The sequence below is a fragment of the Amycolatopsis kentuckyensis genome (assembly GCF_041679295.1).
Taxonomy (GTDB): Bacteria; Actinomycetota; Actinomycetes; order Mycobacteriales; family Pseudonocardiaceae; genus Amycolatopsis; species Amycolatopsis kentuckyensis_A.
Map to the genome: position 1 here is coordinate 540,735 of NZ_JBGDMD010000004.1, position 18,886 is coordinate 559,620.

Here is an 18,886-nt window from a genome sequence, read left to right on the forward strand (position 1 = left end):
CGGCAGGGAGCGTGCCCGCCAAGCGCGAGCACGCTCCCCATCAGCGGAGGACGCCTGGCTTACCTCCCCGCAACCTCGGCCGCGGTCAGGACCCGGTTCCACACCACGACGTCATCGACACTCCCGGGCCAGAAGTCACTCTGCCGCCCACCCGACACCGCGCGCCCGATGGCGAGCGGTCCCGGCGCCGCGTCGCCCGTCGGCTGGCTCCACGTCTTGGCCTGTGCCACCCCGTCGACGTACAGCACGTACGTGCCCGCATCCGCGTCGTGCACCCCGACCAGGTGATACCAGCGCCCGGCCTCCGGCGCCGCGTCCGACAACGCCCGCCCCGAGCTGGTCGAGAACGCCAACCGGTTGTCAGCCGCGGAGTACTGCAAGTAGAACCCGCTGCTCGGCGCACCGTCCTGGCTGACCGCCGTCGCCCACGAACCCGTGCGGTCCAGGCGGACCCACGCGCTCACCGAATAGTTGCCGGTCGTGTCCAGCACCGGCCCGCCCGTCTGCGCGTACTGCCCCGAGCCGTCGAACTGCAACGCCGTGCCGCTCACCCCGGGGACCCACGAACCCGTCGAGGTGGCGTCGTGGGCGCCGGCCGTGTCGTGGGCCGTTGTGCCGGTTCCCTCGTCGAGGGTCCACGCTCCGACCGGATCCTGCTGACCCGCCGCGTGGGCGACTTGGACGTTTTGCCGCTGATGCGTGGATCCCGGCCCGTCGGGACCCCGGTACGACGCGGTCGCCGTCAGCGTCGCCGCGCTGCCCGGCTCGGCGTCCGCCGGGGCCGTCAGCGTGACCGTCCACGTCCGCGACCCGCCGGGCGGGATCGCGGCGGCGGACTGCCCGGCGAGCGCAGCCGACCAGCCGGCCGGCACGGCGACCGTCACGCGCGGAGCGACAAGCGGGCTCCGCGTCGTGTTCCGCACCGTCACGGGCACCGATGTGCTCCCCTTGACCGTGATGACGCCGGTGCCCGGTCCGACGGCGATCCGGGCGTCCGGGCTCGACGGTGTCCAGGACTCGAACTCCGTGACCCCGACGAACGCGCCCGGCGGGTTGGTGAACACGAGCCGGACCTTGCTCGTCGTCAGGGTGGGGAACGTGACGCGGTTGACGCCGTTGCCCACCGGTGCCACCGGCGCGCGGACCTGGCCGGGCACCTCCTGCCACGCCGAGCCCGTCCAGTACTGCAGGCGGTAAGCCGCGGCCGGTCGGACCCCGCCGCCGTCGTCGTAACCGTGCCAGCGGATGTCGGAAACCGGTGTGGGGGCGCCGAAGTCGACGCCGTAGAAGTCGTTCGCGTTCGGCGACGAGTAGTTCGTCCAGCGCGTGTTTTCCGGGACCTCGTTGTACCAGACCTTGCCGTCGAGGGCGTTCCACGCGTTGTCGTAGGTCCACGTGTACGACGTGATCGGCCGCGGGTAGCCGGTGCGCAGCGGGTTGGCGGCGTCGTTCACCAGGTCGTCGGACCGGGGGAGCAGCGTCGGGCCGACGTCGATCGTCGTGTTCCGCAGCGTCGCCGAGCGCTGGACGAGCCGGCCGTCGACGTAGAGCCGCATCCCGGCGCCCTGTCCGTAGTGCCGGCCGTCACGGTCCCACAGCACGGTCACGTTGTGCCCGTGGTAAGGCACGTTCTCGGCCGCGAAGTGGTCCCAGGTGGACGGTGTCAGCGGCCGGACGTCCAAAGTGGAACCGGACTGCGGGCGGAGGCCGATCAGCCCGGACAGCACGAGATCGGTGTAGGTCGAGTGGTTGTAGTCCTCGCTGTGGTTCTGCCCGTCGTAGATCCAGGCGTCCCGGTCCGGGTCGTGGGCCTCGGCGACGTACGGCTTGCCGTTCTTGGTCTGCGTGCGGGCGTACGTGGCCAGCGCCGCCGCGTAGTCCTCTTTGGACACAGTGGTCGCGGCCGGGTAGTCGTCCAGGAGGTTCGCCAGGCCGGTCAGGGTCTGAGAGGTGGCGAAGGGCCAGCTCGGCCCGTCCCAGCGGCAGCAGTTGCCGGCGTCCTTCATGAAGAACGGACTGCGACGCTCCGTCGTGGTCGGGCCGTAGGCGCTCGCGAAGCCGTCCGGGTCGAGCAGTTGCGACCACGCCCTGGCGGTCCCGGTGCCCGCCGCGCCGAACATCCACGGGACGAACCCGATCTGCTCGCGGCTGCCGGACAGCCGGTGCTCCGGGTTGTCGTCGCGCGGCATCGCGTAGTAGAAGCCGCGAGCCGGGTCCCACAGCCACTTCTGCAGCGACGCCTTGAGCCCGGCGGCGCGCTGGGCGTACTCGGCGGCGAGCCGGTGGTCGCCGACGGAGTCCGCGATGCGGCTGATCGCCACGGCATCGCCGTACTGGTAGGAGTTCAGCGTCGGCCGGTACCCGGCGCCGCCGTGGTACGGCTCGGGCGACTCGTAGGAGGACGCGGAGAACTCCATGGCGTCCCAGACCGGCACCGACCAGTACAGGCCGAGCTGGGCGTCGAACTGCTTGTCCCAGCCGCGGTACTGGCGCACGAGGTCCGGCAGCAGTTCGCGCAGCGGCGCGAAGTCGCCGCTCACCTGAGCTTGGCCGTAGGCGGAAGTGGCCAGCCAGACGCTGTACTCGTGCGCCCAGTCGGTGGTGTCGGCGTTGACGTCGTCGGTGGCCGGCTTGGGACCGGCGCCCGGGCCGGTGAGCCAGAACCGGAGGTAGTCCTGGGCGTAACCGGGGTCGCGCAGCCAGCGCCCTTCGGTCAGCTGGTGCCCGGCAGCGGCGTTGATCGCCTGGTAGGGCGCCGCGTAGCCGCAGCAGTCGAGGAACTCCGTCGAGATCCAGCCGTCGGCAGGATCGGTGTAGCGCAGGTGCTCCTTCCACACCCGCCACCGGTAGTAGTAGACGCTCTGCATGGTGGCGTCCGGCAGGTCGACGAACGGGATGTTGGCTTCGTACCAGGCAGGATCGGCGTAGCCGGCGAGCGCGGCGGCGTGGTCGAGGAAGTGCGTCCCGCCGCTCGGCGCGGGTACCTTGCCGGCCGCGGCCGCGACACCGGGGAAGCCGAACAGGACGGCCGTGGCCAGCCAGGCGACCACGCCTCGAGTGCGTCTCCAGGACCGCCGCATCACGCCTCCCGAGCAGGTTTACAACGTTGTAAAACACAGGCTCGACCACTATCGCTCAAGAGAAACCAAAAGGGAACACCCGCGGCGGGGACAAGCTCGGACAAGAACGCCCACGGCCCGGCTACGCCGATAAGTCCGGAATGCCTGGCGGGCGCGCGGTTTCGGGACGCGACAATGATCACTCCCGCCGCCGGCCGCCGCTTCGGCCACGCATGATGGGCCCGAGATGGTCGAAGACTTCCGCCTGCGCTCGGTCGCCGCGGCGGCGTACGGGCCGGCGGCCCTCTTCGGCCTGTCCGAAGGAGCCGTGCTGCCGGTCATCGCGCTCAGTGCGATCGATCGCGGGGCGAGCACCTCGACGGCCGCGCTCATCGCCGCGATGCTCGGCGTCGGGTCGCTCGCCGCGAACATCCCGGCCGGCGTGCTCGCGACGCGGATCGGGGAACGCCGGTCGATGCTGCTGGCCGCGGGCGTCATGGTCGCGGGCGTGGCGGCCTGCCTGGCCGACCTGGGCCGGGGGCCGGGGTCGCTGCTGCTCTACGGCTGCGGCGTCACGCTGATCGGGGCGGCGAGCGCCGTCTACGGCCTGGCCCGCCAGTCGTACCTGACCGGGATCGTCCCGCCGCACATGCGGGCCCGGGCGTTGTCGACCCTGGGCGGGAGCATGCGGATCGGCCTCTTCCTCGGGCCGTTCGCCGGTGCCGCGGCGATGCGGGTCGCCGGGCTGCCCGGCGCGTACTACGTGAGCCTGGCCGCGATCGCCGCCGCGGCCGCGCTGGTGCTGCGCGTGCCCGCCCTCGACGTCACCGCCGCCGACCGGGCCGCCGCGTCCGCCGTGACGACGCGGAAGATGCTGCGACAGCAGTGGCGGGTGTACGCGACCCTCGGCGTCGGCGTCCTGCTGCTGTCGGCGATCCGGCAGACCCGCCAGACCGTCGTTCCCCTGTGGGCGGCGCACATCGGGCTGTCGCCGACGACCAGCTCGATCATCTACGGCGTCGCCGGGGCGATCGACGCGCTGACGTTCTACCCGGCCGGCAAGGTCATGGACCGCCACGGCCGGCGCTGGGTGGCCGTGCCCTCGACCCTCGTGCTCGGCACGGCCTTCCTCCTCGTGCCGCTCACCCACGGCGCGGCCCTGCTGACGGTCGCGGCCATGGTGATGGGCTTCGGCAACGGCATCGGCTCGGGCATCGTGATGACGCTCGGCGCCGACGTGTCCCCGGCAGCCGGCCGGCCGACGCACCTCGGGATCTGGAACGAGCTCGCGGACATCGGGACCGGCGTGGGTCCGCTGGTCCTGTCCGCGATGACCGCGCTGGCCGGCCTCGGCGCGGGGATCGTGGCCAGTGGCGGGATCGGCTTCCTGGCGGCCGGGGCGCTGTGGCGGTGGATTCCGCGCCGGGCGGGCCCCGCCGGGCGGACCCGCGCGTGACGCTCCCTGGACCGGGGAACCGGGAGCGTCACGCTTTCAGGCGCCGGGCCGGTTGCCGGTCGGGATCGTGATGGGCGTGGTCGTCGGCGAGGACACCTTGTTGAGGAACAGCATCGCGATCGCGCGGATGAACTGGTCGAACAGGTAGAACCCGGCCGGCGCGATCGGCAGCAGCCCCTCGCGGAACGCGATGTAGGCCGGCCAGCCGGTGCGGACCAGCGCGGCTGCCGCGTAGTCGCGGGGCAGGCCGAGCCAGTCGCCGACCGCGTCGCTGAGCACGTACCGCACGAACTCGTTGAGGAACCCGCGCGTCACGCCCAGGTCGATCTGCGCGGTCAGCCCCAGCAGGTCCTCCGCCAGCTCCTTGCCCTCCGTCGTCGGGGACAGCAGCGGCGTGAGCACCCGCGTCGACTGCGCGTCCGCCTCGGCCCACGTCTGGGGGATGAACTCGTCCCGCACGCCGAGCAGGTGGATGGCGACCTGCCACTGGTGCAGGAAGGCCTCTTCGTCGGCGGCCGACATCGGGATGCGCCATTCGAGCAGCTTCCGGTGCACGTAGGTGCCGAGGCTGTGGAAGGTCACCAGGATGTCGCCGTTGCTGATCGGGATCTGCTCGTCGGCGACCGCCCGCCAGTGTGGCGACTGCGGCAGCAGGTGGCGCACCGCGGCGTGCACGAGGCGCGTCTTGTTGGCCGTGACCACGAACTGGCCGCTGGGCTGGAACGCGTTCAGGTCGCTCAGGTCGTAGCCGAAGGTGAACGTCTTGGCCGCGCGGTCCTGCATGTTCGCCCCGCCCGCTGACCAGTAGACCGACTTGGCCTCCCGCGGGATCACCGTGCTCATGATGCCGCTGCCCAGGCCGTAGAGCATGAACAGGTAGGTGTCCTTGCGCCGGTTGAAGTCGGCGGCGCGGCGCAGCTTGACGGGGTCGGCCCAGGAGGGCAGCCGGTTCGCCTGCCGGAGGTGGCCGGCGAGGTCGGCGGGCAGGCCGGTCGGCAGCGGGTCGCCGTTGTTCACCCACGGCCGCAGCGCGGTGTTGAGGGCGGGCACCCCACCGGTGTCGAGGACGCCCGCCATCAGGCGGTCGACTTCGTCGTCCCAGACCCACCACGGGTCGGTGGCGGTGCCCGCCGACGCCCAGGCCGGGACGACGCTCGTCGCGCTCGCCAAACCCAGCGCGACGCCGAGCGAAAGGACGCTCCTCCTGCTGAGATCGCTCATTAACTTACCTAGCTTCCTTGGTAGGCAAAAACCGCTTCGAGCACGCATCTAAGGAGAGATTCTCCATTAACATAGCGAGCCGTGTCGCCGGTCGGCAAGAGGCGTCCGGGGCCGGTCGTGGTTGACTGGCACGCATGGTCCCGTTCGCCCTTCACCCCGCCCGGTGGCCGCGGTGACCGCCGAGCCGGCCGCGGCCGTCCGGCCGCGCAACCGCAAGCAGCTCATCGTCGAAGCGGGGGCCACCGTCTTCAGCGAGCGCGGCTACCACGCGGCGTCCATGGAGGAGATCGCGGCCGGGGTCGGGATCACCGCGGCCGCGCTGTACCGGCACTTCCCGAACAAGTACGCGTTGTTCGCCGAGTGCGCGAACGTGATGGCCGACCGGCTCGTCGCGGCGCTCGACGAGGTGCCGCCGGACGCCCCGTTGACGGACGTGCTCGCCGCCGTCACCCGGGTCACCGTCGCGCACCGGGCGGCCGGTGGCGTGTACCGGTGGGAAGCCCGGTACCTCGACCGCGCCGACCGCCGGCTGCTGAAGGGGAAGTTCGCGCACGTCGTCGGGCGGGTGGCGGACCTCGTGCGGCGCGAGTACCCGCTGCCCGGCGAGGAACTGCGGGCCGTGGCGGCCCTGGGCGCGATCGGGTCGATCACCATGCACCACAACTCGATCGGCCGGCGCCGGGTCGAAGACCTGCTGCGGGCGTCCGCGCTGCGCGTGGTCGCGACCGACGACTCGACGGCGAGGGTCGCGGGCCTCGTCGAACTGCCCGCCCGGCCGGTGCCGCGCACCCGGCGCTCGGAGATCCTCGCGGCCGCGATCCCGCTGTTCGAACGGGACGGGTTCGCCGCGGTCACCAACGGCATGATCGCCGAGGCCGTCGGGCTGGTGCCGTCCGGGCTGTACCGCTACTTCCCGGGCAAGGCCGACATCCTGGCGGCGGCCTGCCTGCAGGCCGCGGACCTGCTGGCCCAAGCCGTCGGACACAACCTGCGCGGGGTGACCGATCCGCTCGCCGCGTTGACCGCCCTCACCGCGACCTACGTGGCCTACAGCTTCGAGCACAGCGCCCTCAACAGCGTGGCCAACGCCGAGGTCGCCGGCCTGCCCGCGGGCCTGCGCCGGCCGCTGGTCGCCGCGCAGCGCGAGCACATCGCCGTGTGGGAGGAGCACCTGCGGCACGCCCGGCCGGACCTCGACACGCGCCAGGCCCGGGTGCTGGTGCACGCCGGTTTCGGAGTGGTGGTCGAAGCCGGACGGCACCTGCGGTGGCAGGACACGCCCGAGCACCGGGCCGCCGTGGCCGCTTTGCTCATGAGTGCCTTGGACCTCTGACGGCCGTCCGTCAGCGGTTGCGCCAGACGGGCCGGCGCTTCTGGGCGAAGGCCGTGATGCCCTCGATCGTGTCTTCGCTGACGAGGAGGTCGTCGAACGCCGGGGACGGGTGGTCGACCGCGTCGACGGGGTCGGGGATGTCCCGCGTCTCGGCCATGATCCGCAGCGACGCCCGGACCGCCGTGGGGGAGCCGTCGAGGATCCGCGCGGCCAGTTCGCGGGCGCCCTCCACGGCCCGGCCCGCCTCGGTGACGCGGTTGACCAGCCCGTAGGCCAGCGCCTCTTCCGCGTCGAGACGGCGACCGGCGAGGATCATCTCATTGGCGACCGCCGGCGGGACCGTGCGCGGGAGGCGGACCAGGCCGCCGGCGCCGGCGACCAGGCCGACCTTGACCTCCGGCAGGGCGAACCGCGCGGTCGCGTCCGCGACGACGAGGTGGCACGCCAGGGCGATCTCGCAGCCGCCGCCCAGCGCATAACCGTTGACCGCCGCGATCACCGGCTTGGTCATGTCCCGGCGGCTGGTGAGCCCGGCGAAGCCGTTCTTGGGAACCCACAAGGGTTTTCCGGAAGCCGAGTGGACGAGGTCGTTGCCGGCGGAGAAGGATTTGCCGCCCGCGCCGGTGAGGATCGCGACCCACAGGCCGGGGTCGGCGAAGTAGGCGTCGAAGACCTCGTCGAGCTCCTCGTTGGCCGCCGGGTGCAGGCTGTTGCGGGACTCCGGGCGGTTGATCGTGACTTCCAGGACGTGCCCGTCGCGGCGGACCAGCACGTGCTCGTAGTCCTCTCGCAGCACTTTCGGCCGCGGCGGGACCAGCTCGGCCATCCGGGCTCCGGTGGTGGTGACGCGGTTGCCGAACCCGAAGGACCGCACGAACACGCGGCTGCCGATCGGCTCCCCGGTGGCCAGCAGGTCGAGCGTTTCCGCGTCGCCGTCGTGGGTCATGGCGAGGAAACGGCGGCCGTCGGCTTCGAGCCGTCCGATGACGATGCCGGTGCGTTCGCCGCCGCGGCCGTGCTTGACGGTGTACGTCTCGATGGTGGCCCAGCCGTCGGCTCGCCGGGCCTCGGCCGGCGCCGGCCACGAGTCGATCTCCGCCTGCAGCGCGGCGCTGTCGCCGGCGCGCCACGCCACCGGCGTCGTCGAGTAGACGGCGGCGGAGTGCTTGCTCATCAGCCCGCCGTTGGCGCCGACGAACCCGAACGTGCCCGGTTCGGCCCGCAGGCGGCGGACGGTCTCGGCGATGGCGTGCATCGAGTAGTTGTTGCCCGCCCCGCCGAAGAACGGCAGGCCGCCGGTGAGGGTCAGGCCCCGCGGGTCGCCGGGGTCGAGGCCGAGCCCTTCGCACACGGTGAAGACGGGCACCGGGAAGCAGCTGTAGAGGTCCATTGTGGACAAGTCGGCGACGTCGATGCCGGCGACGTCGAGGGCGTGCCGGGCGGCCAGCACCGACGCGGGGCTCGTGCTGAAGTCCGCGCGCTCCATGAGGTCGCGTTCGCGCAGGTCGGCGTGCCCGTGCAGGAAAACCCGCTTGTCGCGCGGGATTCCGAGCCGTTCGGCGGCCGCGACCGACATCAGGACGACCCCGGCGCCCTGGTTCACCTTGTCCCGCGCGACGAGGTAGCGGGTGTAGGGATCGGCGATCGGCCGGTTCGCCTCGGACGGCGTCGCGAGTTCCTCGGCGCTGCGTCCGACGGGCGCGGCGGCGTAGGGGTTCGCGGCGGCGACCTGGGTGAACGGCGCGAACAACGCGCCCATCGCGGCGGCGTAGTCCTCGCGGGACAGCTCGAGGCGGGCTCGCCGGGCGTTCTCGAACAGCGCGTACTGGCTCGGGGCGTCCACGAGCCCGTGCGCGACCTGGTGCCGGGAGGCGAGTCCCCGCAGGCCGTAGCCGCGGTCTTCGAGGCTGCCCTCGACGTGCTCGGTGAAGTCGGGCCTGTCGGCGGCGTGGGCGAGGTGCTGGACGGTGGAGATGGCTTCCGACCCGAAGACGAGCGCGACCTCGATCTCGCCGGCGGCGATGGCGGCGGCGAACTCGGTGACGAGGTGCTGGGGGCTCTGCCCACCGGCGACGTCGAGGATCGCCCGGGCCGGAGCCGCCCCGACGCGGCCGGCCACCGAGCGCGGGTAGTTGTCCGACCGGCCCAGGGGAGCGGATGCGATCGGGGTGGAGTTCTCGAACTGGCGGATGCCACCGACGGTGTCGACGGCAGCGGCGACGGTCGCCGGGTCGGCCCCGGTGTCGGCGAGCGCGGCCCGGACGGCCTCGGCGGCGAGGTCCACCGCGGACAGCCGCCGGTAACCGGGATCGTCGAGGCGTTCGGCGAACTGCCCGGCGCCGACGAGGACCGGGGTGCGGGGGTCGAGGTCGGTCATGGGGTGCTCCGGGTGACCTGTGCGGGGGTGGGGCCGTGCCCTGGGCAGGCGAGGTGGCCGGCGTGGACCCGGGCCGGGGTGTAGGGGTCGAGGCCGGTCACAAGGCACTCCTCGTCACCCGCATCGGCGTGGGGCCGTACCCCGGCCAGGCGAGGCGGCCCTGCCCGGCCAGGTACTCGATGTGGGCGACCGTCTCGGCCACCGCCGACAGCCGCATGAAGCCGATCTCCGGCCACGGGCGGGACCACGTCAGCTGCGTCGCGATCTCCCACGGCGTCGGCCGCCCGAGCTCCGTCACCACCGCGACGATCTCCGCGCACCGCTGCTCGTGGTGCTCGCGCAGCAGCTCGCTGCGCCCGGCGAGGCCGCGGAAGCGGTACTCGTGCGCGGGCAGCGCGTCGTGGTCGTCGAACGTCGCCGTGTGCTCCAGCGAGCGGAGGAACTGCCCCAGGGGCGGCTCGGCGGCGCCCGGCCACGAGCCGATCGCCGGGGTGATCCGGGGCAGCACGTGGTCGCCCGTGAGCAGCAGCTGCGCGTCCGGCTCCTGCAGGCACAGGTGCCCCGGCGTGTGCCCGGGCGTCCACACGGCCCGCAACCGGCGGCCGCGCACCGGGACGAGGTCGCCGTCCTCCAGCAGGACGTCCGGCTCGGGCAGCTCGGCGGCCGGCCGTGGGGCGGCGTCAAGCGTCTCGAGGAGGTCGGCGATCTCCGCTTCCGGGGCGCCGCAGCCGCGCAGCCACGTCGTGATCTCGGTGCGGGTGTCGCCGTGCTCGTCGCGACGGCGCTGGGGGAGCGTCGCGCGTTCGGCCGGGTGCATGCCGATCCAAGCGCCGGACTCCGCGCGCAGCCGGGCGGACAGGCCGTGGTGGTCGGGGTGGACGTGGGTCGTGACGATCCCGGCCACGTCGGTCGTCGACGCGCCCGCGGTGGCGAGGCCGTCGAGCAGGGCCGTCCAGCCCTCGTCGGTGTCCCAGCCGGGGTCGACGACGACCAGGCCTTCGTCGGCCGGGACGAGGTAGGACAGCGTGTAGCGAAGCGGGTTGTCCGGGATCGGCACCGGCACCGACCACAGCCCGCCCGGCAGTTTCTCGACCGGCGGCCGCCGCCGCGCGCGCCACGCCGCCTGCTGCTCGGTGCCGAGCACTTCGATTCCCGGCATGTGTGCACCTTCCGCGAGATACTGAACAAGGTGCGTCCAGTAATAGCCCGACTCTATAGTGGTCGGATTCCGTGCGGCAATGACCCCGGATCACGGGGCGAGGTGAGGCGCATGACGGGCGAGGCCGGGCGGCCCCGCGACCCCGAGGTCGACCGGCGGGTGCTGAGCGCGGCGGCGGAGGTCTTCGGCGAAGACGGCTGGGGCCGGTTCACGGTCGACTCCGTGGCCCGCCGCGCCGGGGTGGGCAAGGCGTCGATCTACCTGCGCTGGCCGAACAAGAAGGAACTGCTGGCCAGCTGCCTCGAAGCACGGATCACCCCGGTCGCCGACATCGACACGGGCTCGGTGCGCGAGGACCTGGTCCGCCTCGCCGAGCAGATGCTGACGGCGTTCTTCGGCGAGTCGGGCCGGGCGACGACGAGGCTGCTGATGGACGCCGACCGCATCCCCGGCGTGGCGGAGCGGGTGGCCCAGCTGCGCCAGGCCCAGGTGCTGGCGGCCCGCGCGATCGTCCGGCGCGGCATCGCCCGCGGCGAGCTGCACGGCGGAACGAGCGTGACGCTCCTGCTGGACGCGATCGTCGGCGGCTGCCTGAACCACGCGCTGGCGACCCCGGCCCACCTGCGGCCCCAGGTCGCGGCGGGGTTGACCGACTACGCCGGCGAGCTGGTCGACTTCGTCCTGGGCGCGGTGACCGCCGGTTAGCCGATCCCGGGGTCCGCGACCGGGAAGGTGTCCATCCAGGTGATTTCCAGCCGCCGGTGCACGATCCGCCACCCGTCGGGCCGGCGCTCCAGGCGGTCGACGAAGAACCCGGTCTGGATGAGGTTCCACCCGCGGCCGCCGGTTTCGCCCTGGTGCGTGTGGATGTGCGGCGTGCGGGCCGTCGCGGTGTCGCCGTCGAGTTCCACAGTGGACACGCCTTCGAAGTGCTGCCACCGGCGCAGCCCGCTCATCGAGCCGCGCGGGCCCCGCATGACCTCGGCGAGTTCGCGGTAACCGATCCCGTCGAGCGGGGCGCCGGTGACGGAGTAGTCGACCGTGGCGTCGGGTGCGAACACCTCGTCCCACTGCTCGAGCACGTCGTCGTCGCCGTCCTGGTGGAGGTCCTGGCCGAGGCCGTACCGCGTGACGAGGTCCTGGATCTCCGCCCGGTCCAGCAAGTACCGCAGGCGTTCTTCGACGGACTTCGTGGTCATCGTTGTCATGCCTCGACGCTAACCCTACGCTGACAATGTGGGTAGTACACACAAAAAAGTAAGTGCAGAGCGTCCACAGTGCACGATCGACCGGGTCGAACACGCCGTCTCGATGATCGAGGGCCGGTGGAAGCTGCTGATCCTGCACCACCTGTTCCTGCAGGCCCCTCGCCGCTTCTCGGAGCTCCGGCGGGCGATCCCGGCGGCCACCGAGAAGATGCTCATCCAGCAGCTGCGCGCGCTGGAGGCCGACGGCATCGTCCACCGGAAGGACTACGCCGAGGTGCCGCCCCGCGTCGAGTACTCGCTGACCGCGGCCGGGGCGGCGCTCGAACCCGCGCTCGACGCCCTCCACGACTGGGCCGCGAGCGAGCACTTGGCGACCACCGTGCGGGCGGCTCCGCTCACACCGCCGGCGGACGCAGGTGCGCCAGGCAAAGGTCCAGCGCGCTCTCGAGGTGCCGCGCGGACCCGGTCGACATCAGGATCGTGACCCCGCCCTGGATCGCCGCGATGATCGCCATCGCCGTGGCTTCCGGATCGATGTCCTGACGCACGTCGCCGCGGTCGCGCATCGCCTCGATCCCGGTGCGGACCCGCGCTTCCCACTGCGCGAGCAGTTCGCCGGTGACCTCCTGCGCCGCCGGGGTGTGCCGCCCGAGCTCGGTGATCAGGACGCCGAGCGGGCAGTGCACTCCCTGCCGCCGGTAGCGCTCGACGACCGCGTCGCGCCAGTTCCGCCAGGCCGGCCACGTGGTCAGCCCGTCCAGGTGCGGCTGCTGGTCTTCCAGGACGCGGTCGGCTTCTCGCCGCGCCACCGCCAGGAGGAGCTGCTCCCGCCCTTCCGGGAAGTAGTGGAAGAGCTGGCTCTTGCCGGTCCCGCTGCGCCGGCCCACGTCGTCCAGCGTGGTGGCGTTGACGCCGCGCTCGCGGATCTCGGCCGCGGCGGCGTCGACGATCCGCAGGCGGGTCGCGGCGCCCTTCTTCGTCAGCAACGCGAGCCTCCCGGATTGTACTTGCGGGTACATTTTAGGCGGACGACACTGGCCGGGTCAACGAAGATCACCTTCGGCGGAATCGGAGAAAACCCATGCAGGCCATCGTCGTCGACCGGCTCGGCGGACCGGACGTGCTCACCGCCCGGGAGGTCCCGGACCCCGAGCCGGGGCCGGGCGAGCTCCTGGTCGACATCACCGTGGCGGGCGTCAACTTCATGGACACCGGCGCGCGGCAGCGCGGCCCCGCGGGCGGATCGGTGCCGTTCGTGCCCGGCGTCGAGGCGGCCGGGGTGGTCCGGGCCCTGGGCCCCGGCGTCACCGGATTCGCGGCCGGCGACCGCGTCGCCTGGGTCTACGCCTACGGCAGCTACGCCGGCACGATCGCCGTCCCGGCGGCGTCGGCCGTCCCCGTACCACCCGGGATCTCCGACGAGGTCGCCGCCGGTGTGCTGATGCAGGGCATCACCGCCCACCACTTCACCACCGAGGCCTACCCGGTCCGGGCCGGCGACGTCGTCCTCGTCCACGCCGCCGCCGGCGGGCTCGGCCGGTTGATCACCCAGATCGCGAAGCACCGCGGTGCCGAGGTGATCGGCGTGGTTTCGCGGGAGGAGAAGGTGATCGCCGCGAAGGAGGCGGGGGCCGACCACGTGCTGATCTCGGCCGGCGAGGCGTTCGTCGGCGAAGTCCTGCGGCTGACCGGCGGCGAGGGCGTCCACGCCGTGTTCGACGGCAACGGCGAGCCCACCTTCCGGGCCTCCCTCCGCGCTCTGCGCCGCAACGGGACCCTGCTCTACTACGGTGCCTTCATCGGCGACGTCCCGACGATCGGCATGCAGGAGCTGCCGCGCAGCATCAAGATCTGCTACCCGACCTTCCGCGACCACATCGCCACCCGGGAGGAGCTGCTGAGCAACTCCGCGGACCTCTTCGCGCTGATCGCGTCGGGAAAGCTGACCGTGGCGGTGGGCGGACGCTACCCGCTCGCGCAGGCGGCGCAGGCGCACCGCGACCTCGAATCCCGGCGCACCACCGGAAAACTGCTCCTGCTGACCGGGCACTTCGCGTCTACAAAGGACTAATCGCGCGGCCGCAGGCCCTGCACGAGGCTGTGCACCGTCCCGGTCACGACGGCGTCCGGGGACCGGTCGCCGATCAGGCCGCCGGTGATGATCGACGCCAGGCCCTGCAGCACCGCAAGGACCGCCATTGCCACGCGGTCGGGCTCGTCGGCGACGATCTCGCCGCGCTCCCGCGCCCCGTCGATCAGTGCCACCGGTGCTGCGAACGCCCGCTCGTTCGCCTCCCGCAGCTCCGGCTGCGCGGGGTCGTCCTTGTGCGCGAACACCAGCGCCAGCAGCGCCGGGAACCGCGTGGCGAACCCGACGTAGACGTGCGCGAACGCCGTCAGCCGCTCCTCGAAACCGCCCCGGGCGCGGCCGAGGCCCTCGTCGAGCTCGTCGCCGAGGCGCCGCAGCCCGCGCACCGCGAGCGCGTCGAGCAGGGCCTGCTTGTCGGCGAAGTGCTGGCGCGGCGCGTTGTGGCTGACGCCGAGCTCGCGGGCGAGGCCACGCAACGAGAGCCCGGCGACACCACTGCGCTCCACTGTCCGCTCGGCCAGGTCCAGCAGCTCGGAACGCAGGTTGCCGTGGTGGTACGGCGTCGCCTTGTCGTCCATGGCCGCAGTGTAGCCATTGCCCACAATGTGGTCGTTGACAACAATGTGGGCAGTGCCTACATTGAAGGAAAGCCAGAGATGTCGAGGAGCCCGCCATGCCCTTCCCCGTCCGCTTCCACCACGTCAGCGTCTCGGTCGCCGACCTCGACGCGCAGCGGCGCTGGTACGCCGACGCGCTCGGCTTCACCGAGGTGATCGAGCAGTTCGAGGTACCCGAAGCCGGTGTCCGCACCGCAGTGGTGCAGACCGCCGGCGGGACCCGGATCGAGCTGATCGAACGCGCGGGCTCCACGCGCGCGGAAGCGTTCGCCGACCCGATGGACGTCCTGCGTGCCCAGGGCTACGGCCACTGGGCCCTCGAGGTCGACGACCTCGACGCCGCCTACGCGCGGCTGACCGGCGCGGGTGCGCAGCCGGTGTGGCCGCCCGCCGACGCCGTCCGGCCCGGCGCGCGGTTCGGGTACGTCAAAGACCCCGAAGGGAACCTGATCGAGCTGATCCAGCCGGCTCGGTCGTAGACCTCGAAGCGGGCCGGCTGACCGGCCGGTGTTGCCGGTGCAGGTCACGCGCAGGCCCGCCGCGACCGGATCGCTGAAACCGTTGTCCGGCAGTGGTTCCGCGGCAGCTACGACCATCAAGCGGTGAACAGCGACCAATTCTCGGCGTGCTTGAACCCCATTTCCTCGTAGAGGGGCACGCCCAGCGGGCTGGTTCGGCGACGTACGCGCGCATGGCGGGGTGCTCCAGCACGGCCGGCTGCGCGAACACCGCGAACAGGGCGTCCGGTCCTTCGTACCCGGCGGCCATCGTGGTCCGGTACAGGTCGCTGTCCGCGCCGGACACGCGCCGGATCCCTTCGACCGCCGTTCCGTCGCCCGCGTCGAGGTCCTTCAGCATGAAGGGCAGCAGGGACTGCTGCCCCAGGCCACCGAAGCCAGCCGCGCCGACCCGGCGAACTCGGTCTCCGGTCCGATGTAGACGATCCGTAACCGCGGCCGGGTGGTGACGCCCGTCACGCCGGTGGGCTGTCACAGGGTTCCCGCACCCGGTGTCTTGAGGTCGTTCACCCGCAACGACACGAGTGAGGACGAAGCCATGGAACCCCGCCTGGACCTGTTCACCACCGAGACCGGCGCCCGGCTCGGCAAGCGGTTCGCGAACCTCGGGCAGGTGGTCGCGCGGTCGCCGCTGCCGAAGGCCACCCAGGAGCTGGTGAGCCTGCGGGCCAGCCAGATCAACGGGTGCGGCTGGTGCATCGACATGCACACCAAGGAAGCCGCGGCCGCCGGGGAGACCTCCGTCCGGCTGCACCTCGTCGCCGCCTGGCGGGAGGCGACCGTGTTCACCGAAGCCGAGCGGGCCGCGCTCGCGCTGGCCGAGGAGGGCACCCGGCTCGCCGACCACCACGACGGCGTCTCCGACGCGACCTGGGCCCGGGTCCGCGAGCACTACGACGACGAGCAGGTCGCCGCCCTCGTCGCGCTGGTCGCCCTGATCAACGCCGCCAACCGGCTCGCGGTGATCGTGCACCAGAAGGGTGGTTCCTACGAGGCTGGCATGTTCGCGGAGGTGAGCGGCTGACGGCGCAGCAGCCCGGCGAGGACGGTCCCGAGCACGACTACCGGGGTGATCGCCAGGAACGCCCCGCCGATCGTGTGCGCGACGTCCTCGCCGAGCAGGGTGCCGAACACGGCCACCCCGAACGCGGCGCCGATCGAGCGGGCGAAGGTGACGACCGCGCTCGCGGCGCCGATGTCGGCCGGCGGCACCGAGTTCTGCGCCGCCGTCAGCGCCACCATCGGGACCATGCCGATGCCGACGCCGGCGACGAGGAAGTAGACGATCAGTGCGAGCTGGGCCGTCCCCGGCGCCAGGGTGCTCAGCAGCAGGAGCCCGGCGACGTTCAGCGCCATGCCGGTCACCAGGACCACCCGCAGCCGCGCCGGGTTCGCCACCCACCGGCCGGCGAGCGACTGGCTGACGACCAGCCCGAGCACCAGCGGCAGCAGGTGCACGCCGGACAGCGTGGCCGACACCCCGTCGGCGACCTGCAGGAACGTCGGCAGGTAGACGAGCACGCTGAACATCGCGACGTTGGCGATGAACCCGACGAGCGAGGCGAGGACGACCGTGCGGGAGGCGAACATCGACAGCGGCAGCACCGGCGCGGCGGCCCGGCGTTCGACCGGGACCACCAGGACGGCCAGTACGACCGCCGCGGCCGCGAGCGCCAGCGTGCCCGGGGACGTCCAGCCCCAGCGCGGCCCGAACGAGGTGATCAGCACCAGCGCGGTGGCCGCGCCGGCCAGGAGCAGCGCGCCGAGGTAGTCGATCCGCGCCGCCGGCTTGCGGACCGGGGCCGGCAGGGCGCGGGCCGCGAGGACGACCGCGACCAGCCCGACGGGCACGTTGACCAGGAACGCCCACCGCCACGACAGGTGGTCGGTGAACAGGCCGCCGAGCAGCGGGCCGGCGATGCTGGCGACGCCGTACACCGAGCCGAACCGGCCCTGGTGGCGCCCGCGCTCGGCGGGTTCGGCGATGTCGCCGACGAGCGCGAACGTGAGGACGATCATCCCGCCGCCGGCCAGGCCCTGGACGGCGCGGGCGGCGATCAGCTGGGGGAGGTCCTGGGCGAGCCCGCACAGCGCGGACGCGACCAGGAACGCCGTCGTGGCGACCAGGTACAGGCGCTTGCGCCCGAGCATGTCGCCGAGCTTGCCCCACAGCGGGGTGGCGGCGGTCGAGGCGAGCAGGTAGGAGGCGGTGATCCAGGCGATGTCGCGGAACCCGCCGAGGTCGGCGGCGATCTTCGGCAGGGCCGTGGAGACGATGGTCTGGTCCAGCGCGGCCAGCAGGACGGCGAGGATCAACGCCGCCATCGCCGGGCGCACCGCGGGTCTGGCGGGGTTGTCGAGGGTCATCGGTCGTTCGCTTCCGGGATCGTGATGGTCTGGTATTCGGTGTAGGTGCCGAGGCCGACGGCGCCGTATTCGCGGCCGAGGCCGCTGGCCTTGAACCCGCCGAACGGGCCGTCGAAGCCGATCGGCGCGCCGTTGACGGTGACGGTGCCGGTCCGCACGCGGCGCGCGACGGCCAGCGCGTGCGCCGGGTCCGCCGACCACACCCCGCCGGAGAGGCCGTACTCGGAGTCGTTGGCGATGCGGACGGCGTCGTCCTCGTCGTCATAGGCGATGACGACCAGGACCGGGCCGAAGATCTCCTCCTGGGCGATCCGCATCCCGTTGTCGACGTCGGCGAAGAGCGTCGGCGTGACGTAGTTGCCCTTTTTCAGCCCCGCCGGGACGTCCGGGCCGCCGGTGACGAGCCGCGCGCCTTCGGCGATGCCGAGGCGGATGTAGTCGAGCACGCGCTGCTGCTGGTCGCGGCGGATCATCGGGCCGATGAAGGTCGCGTCGTCGGCCGGGTCGCCGACGCCGAGGGACTCGATGAGCTCCTTCAGCCCGGCGACGACCTCTTCGTAGCGGCTGCGCGGGGCGAGGATGCGGGTCTGGGCGATGCAGGATTCGGCGTTGTTGAGCAGGGAGCCGAACTTGAGGCCCTGGACCGCCGCGTCGACGTCGGCGTCGGGCAGGATGATCGCGGCCGACTTGCCGCCCAGTTCGAGGCTGACCCGCTTGAGCTGCTCCCCGGCCAGCGACGCGATGCGGCGCCCGGCGCGGGTCGACCCGGTGAAGGCGATCTTGTCGACGTCCGGGTGCTTGACGAGGTGTTCGCTCGTCTCGCGGTCCGCGGGCAGGACGCTGATGACGCCGTCGGGCAGCCCGGTCTCCACCAGCAGGTCGGCGAGCAGGCTCATGCTCAGCGTGTTCTCGGGCGAGACCTTGAGGACGACGCTGTTGCCGGCGAGCAGCGCCGGGATGATCTTGGCCATGGCCGAGGAGAACGGCGAGTTCCACGGGATGATCGCGGCGACCACGCCGATCGCCTCGCGGCGCACGACCGACCGGAACGGCAGCGCCGGGTCCGACGGCTCGAGGGTCTTCTCCCAGTCGAACTCCGCGGCCGCCTTCAGGTAGGCGGTGGCCTGGCGGCACAGTCCGGGCTGGCCGGCCTTGGTGAACCACAGCGCCGAGCCGTTCTCCGCGGAGATGAGCGCGGCGATCTCGTCCGCGCGCTTCTCGCGGAGGGTGGCCAGCCGGCGGAGGACGGCGATCCGCTCCGCGGGGGTGGTGTGCGGCCACGGGCCTTCGTCGAAGGCTTTCCGGGCCGCCGCGACGGCGCGGTCGACGTCGGCGGGCAGCGCCTGCGCGGCGCGGCCGATGACCGCGTTGTCGTGCGGGGAAACGATGTCCACCAGCTCGGTGCTGCTGGGGGTGGTCCACGCGCCGCCGATGAACAGCTGGTTGCGGGTGATCACTGTTGCCTCCTGGTCATATTCGATC

General features: G+C 72.4%; 16 protein-coding genes. 7 read left to right on the plus strand and 9 right to left on the minus strand.

What is annotated here, in order from left to right; genetic code table 11:
- Window positions 1-59 precede the first annotated feature (59 nt).
- The gene (locus tag ACERZO_RS19105; protein WP_372666036.1) at window positions 60-3,050 is read right to left on the minus strand and encodes an MGH1-like glycoside hydrolase domain-containing protein; all 2,991 of its coding nucleotides are present in this window, start codon (window positions 3,048-3,050) and stop codon (window positions 60-62) included.
- A gap of 256 nt (window positions 3,051-3,306) precedes the next feature.
- Here ACERZO_RS19105 and ACERZO_RS19110 point away from each other — a divergent pair, with 256 nt between their 5' ends.
- Window positions 3,307-4,515: an MFS transporter gene (locus tag ACERZO_RS19110; RefSeq protein WP_372666037.1), complete on the plus strand. Its 1,209-nt coding sequence runs from the start codon at window positions 3,307-3,309 to the stop codon at window positions 4,513-4,515.
- Window positions 4,516-4,551: 36 nt separating this feature from the next.
- Here ACERZO_RS19110 and ACERZO_RS19115 read toward each other — a convergent pair whose 3' ends face one another.
- A complete protein-coding gene (locus ACERZO_RS19115) occupies window positions 4,552-5,736 on the minus strand; it encodes an oxygenase MpaB family protein (RefSeq protein WP_372666038.1) in 1,185 nt (394 codons plus the stop codon).
- A 172-nt stretch (window positions 5,737-5,908) separates the two neighbouring features.
- On the opposite strand from ACERZO_RS19115, the gene ACERZO_RS19120 reads away from it, so the two are divergent.
- Complete coding sequence (locus ACERZO_RS19120) at window positions 5,909-7,069, plus strand: TetR/AcrR family transcriptional regulator (protein ID WP_372666039.1); 1,161 nt, start codon at window positions 5,909-5,911, stop codon at window positions 7,067-7,069.
- Between the two features lie 10 nt (window positions 7,070-7,079).
- Here the strand turns inward: ACERZO_RS19120 and ACERZO_RS19125 are convergent, their stop codons facing one another.
- A complete protein-coding gene (locus ACERZO_RS19125; RefSeq protein ID WP_372666040.1) occupies window positions 7,080-9,446 on the minus strand; it encodes an acetyl-CoA acetyltransferase in 2,367 nt (788 codons plus the stop codon).
- A 97-nt stretch (window positions 9,447-9,543) separates the two neighbouring features.
- Window positions 9,544-10,605 carry an MBL fold metallo-hydrolase gene (locus ACERZO_RS19130; protein ID WP_372666041.1) on the minus strand — a complete coding sequence of 354 codons (1,062 nt, stop codon included), beginning with the start codon at window positions 10,603-10,605 and terminating at the stop codon, window positions 9,544-9,546.
- 111 nt (window positions 10,606-10,716) lie between these two features.
- Here ACERZO_RS19130 and ACERZO_RS19135 point away from each other — a divergent pair, with 111 nt between their 5' ends.
- On the plus strand, window positions 10,717-11,310 hold the full coding sequence (locus ACERZO_RS19135; protein WP_372666042.1) for a TetR/AcrR family transcriptional regulator: 594 nt from the start codon (window positions 10,717-10,719) through the stop codon (window positions 11,308-11,310).
- Here ACERZO_RS19135 and ACERZO_RS19140 read toward each other — a convergent pair.
- Window positions 11,307-11,813, minus strand: coding sequence for a nuclear transport factor 2 family protein (locus ACERZO_RS19140; RefSeq protein ID WP_372666043.1), 507 nt, complete (start codon window positions 11,811-11,813; stop codon window positions 11,307-11,309). The genes ACERZO_RS19135 and ACERZO_RS19140 overlap by 4 nt on opposite strands.
- A gap of 103 nt (window positions 11,814-11,916) precedes the next feature.
- Here ACERZO_RS19140 and ACERZO_RS19145 point away from each other — a divergent pair, with 103 nt between their 5' ends.
- A complete protein-coding gene (locus ACERZO_RS19145) occupies window positions 11,917-12,297 on the plus strand; it encodes a winged helix-turn-helix transcriptional regulator (protein ID WP_372666044.1) in 381 nt (126 codons plus the stop codon).
- Here ACERZO_RS19145 and ACERZO_RS19150 read toward each other — a convergent pair.
- Window positions 12,209-12,799 (minus strand): TetR/AcrR family transcriptional regulator, encoded by a 591-nt coding sequence (locus ACERZO_RS19150; RefSeq protein ID WP_372666045.1) that lies wholly within the window; start codon window positions 12,797-12,799, stop codon window positions 12,209-12,211. The genes ACERZO_RS19145 and ACERZO_RS19150 overlap by 89 nt on opposite strands.
- Window positions 12,800-12,894: 95 nt before the next feature.
- Between ACERZO_RS19150 and ACERZO_RS19155 the strand changes: the two genes are divergently transcribed.
- A complete protein-coding gene (locus tag ACERZO_RS19155) occupies window positions 12,895-13,884 on the plus strand; it encodes a quinone oxidoreductase family protein (protein ID WP_372666046.1) in 990 nt (329 codons plus the stop codon).
- On the opposite strand, the gene ACERZO_RS19160 is transcribed toward ACERZO_RS19155, so the two are convergent.
- Window positions 13,881-14,480, minus strand: a complete 600-nt coding sequence (locus ACERZO_RS19160; RefSeq protein WP_372666047.1) for a TetR/AcrR family transcriptional regulator — start codon at window positions 14,478-14,480, stop codon at window positions 13,881-13,883. The two genes, ACERZO_RS19155 and ACERZO_RS19160, sit on opposite strands and share 4 nt — an antisense overlap.
- Window positions 14,481-14,575: 95 nt before the next feature.
- Between ACERZO_RS19160 and ACERZO_RS19165 the strand changes: the two genes are divergently transcribed.
- Both ACERZO_RS19165 and ACERZO_RS19170 read left to right on the plus strand, forming a co-directional pair.
- A complete protein-coding gene (locus ACERZO_RS19165; protein WP_372666048.1) occupies window positions 14,576-14,998 on the plus strand; it encodes a VOC family protein in 423 nt (140 codons plus the stop codon).
- Between the two features lie 577 nt (window positions 14,999-15,575).
- The gene (locus ACERZO_RS19170; protein WP_372666049.1) at window positions 15,576-16,061 is read left to right on the plus strand and encodes a carboxymuconolactone decarboxylase family protein; all 486 of its coding nucleotides are present in this window, start codon (window positions 15,576-15,578) and stop codon (window positions 16,059-16,061) included.
- On the opposite strand, the gene ACERZO_RS19175 is transcribed toward ACERZO_RS19170, so the two are convergent.
- Both ACERZO_RS19175 and ACERZO_RS19180 read right to left on the minus strand, forming a co-directional pair.
- Window positions 16,025-17,404: an MDR family MFS transporter gene (locus ACERZO_RS19175; protein ID WP_372666050.1), complete on the minus strand. Its 1,380-nt coding sequence runs from the start codon at window positions 17,402-17,404 to the stop codon at window positions 16,025-16,027. The genes ACERZO_RS19170 and ACERZO_RS19175 overlap by 37 nt on opposite strands.
- Window positions 17,401-18,861: an aldehyde dehydrogenase gene (locus ACERZO_RS19180; RefSeq protein WP_372666051.1), complete on the minus strand. Its 1,461-nt coding sequence runs from the start codon at window positions 18,859-18,861 to the stop codon at window positions 17,401-17,403. Before ACERZO_RS19180 ends, ACERZO_RS19175 begins: the two co-directional genes overlap by 4 nt.
- Window positions 18,862-18,886: the final 25 nt, after the last annotated feature.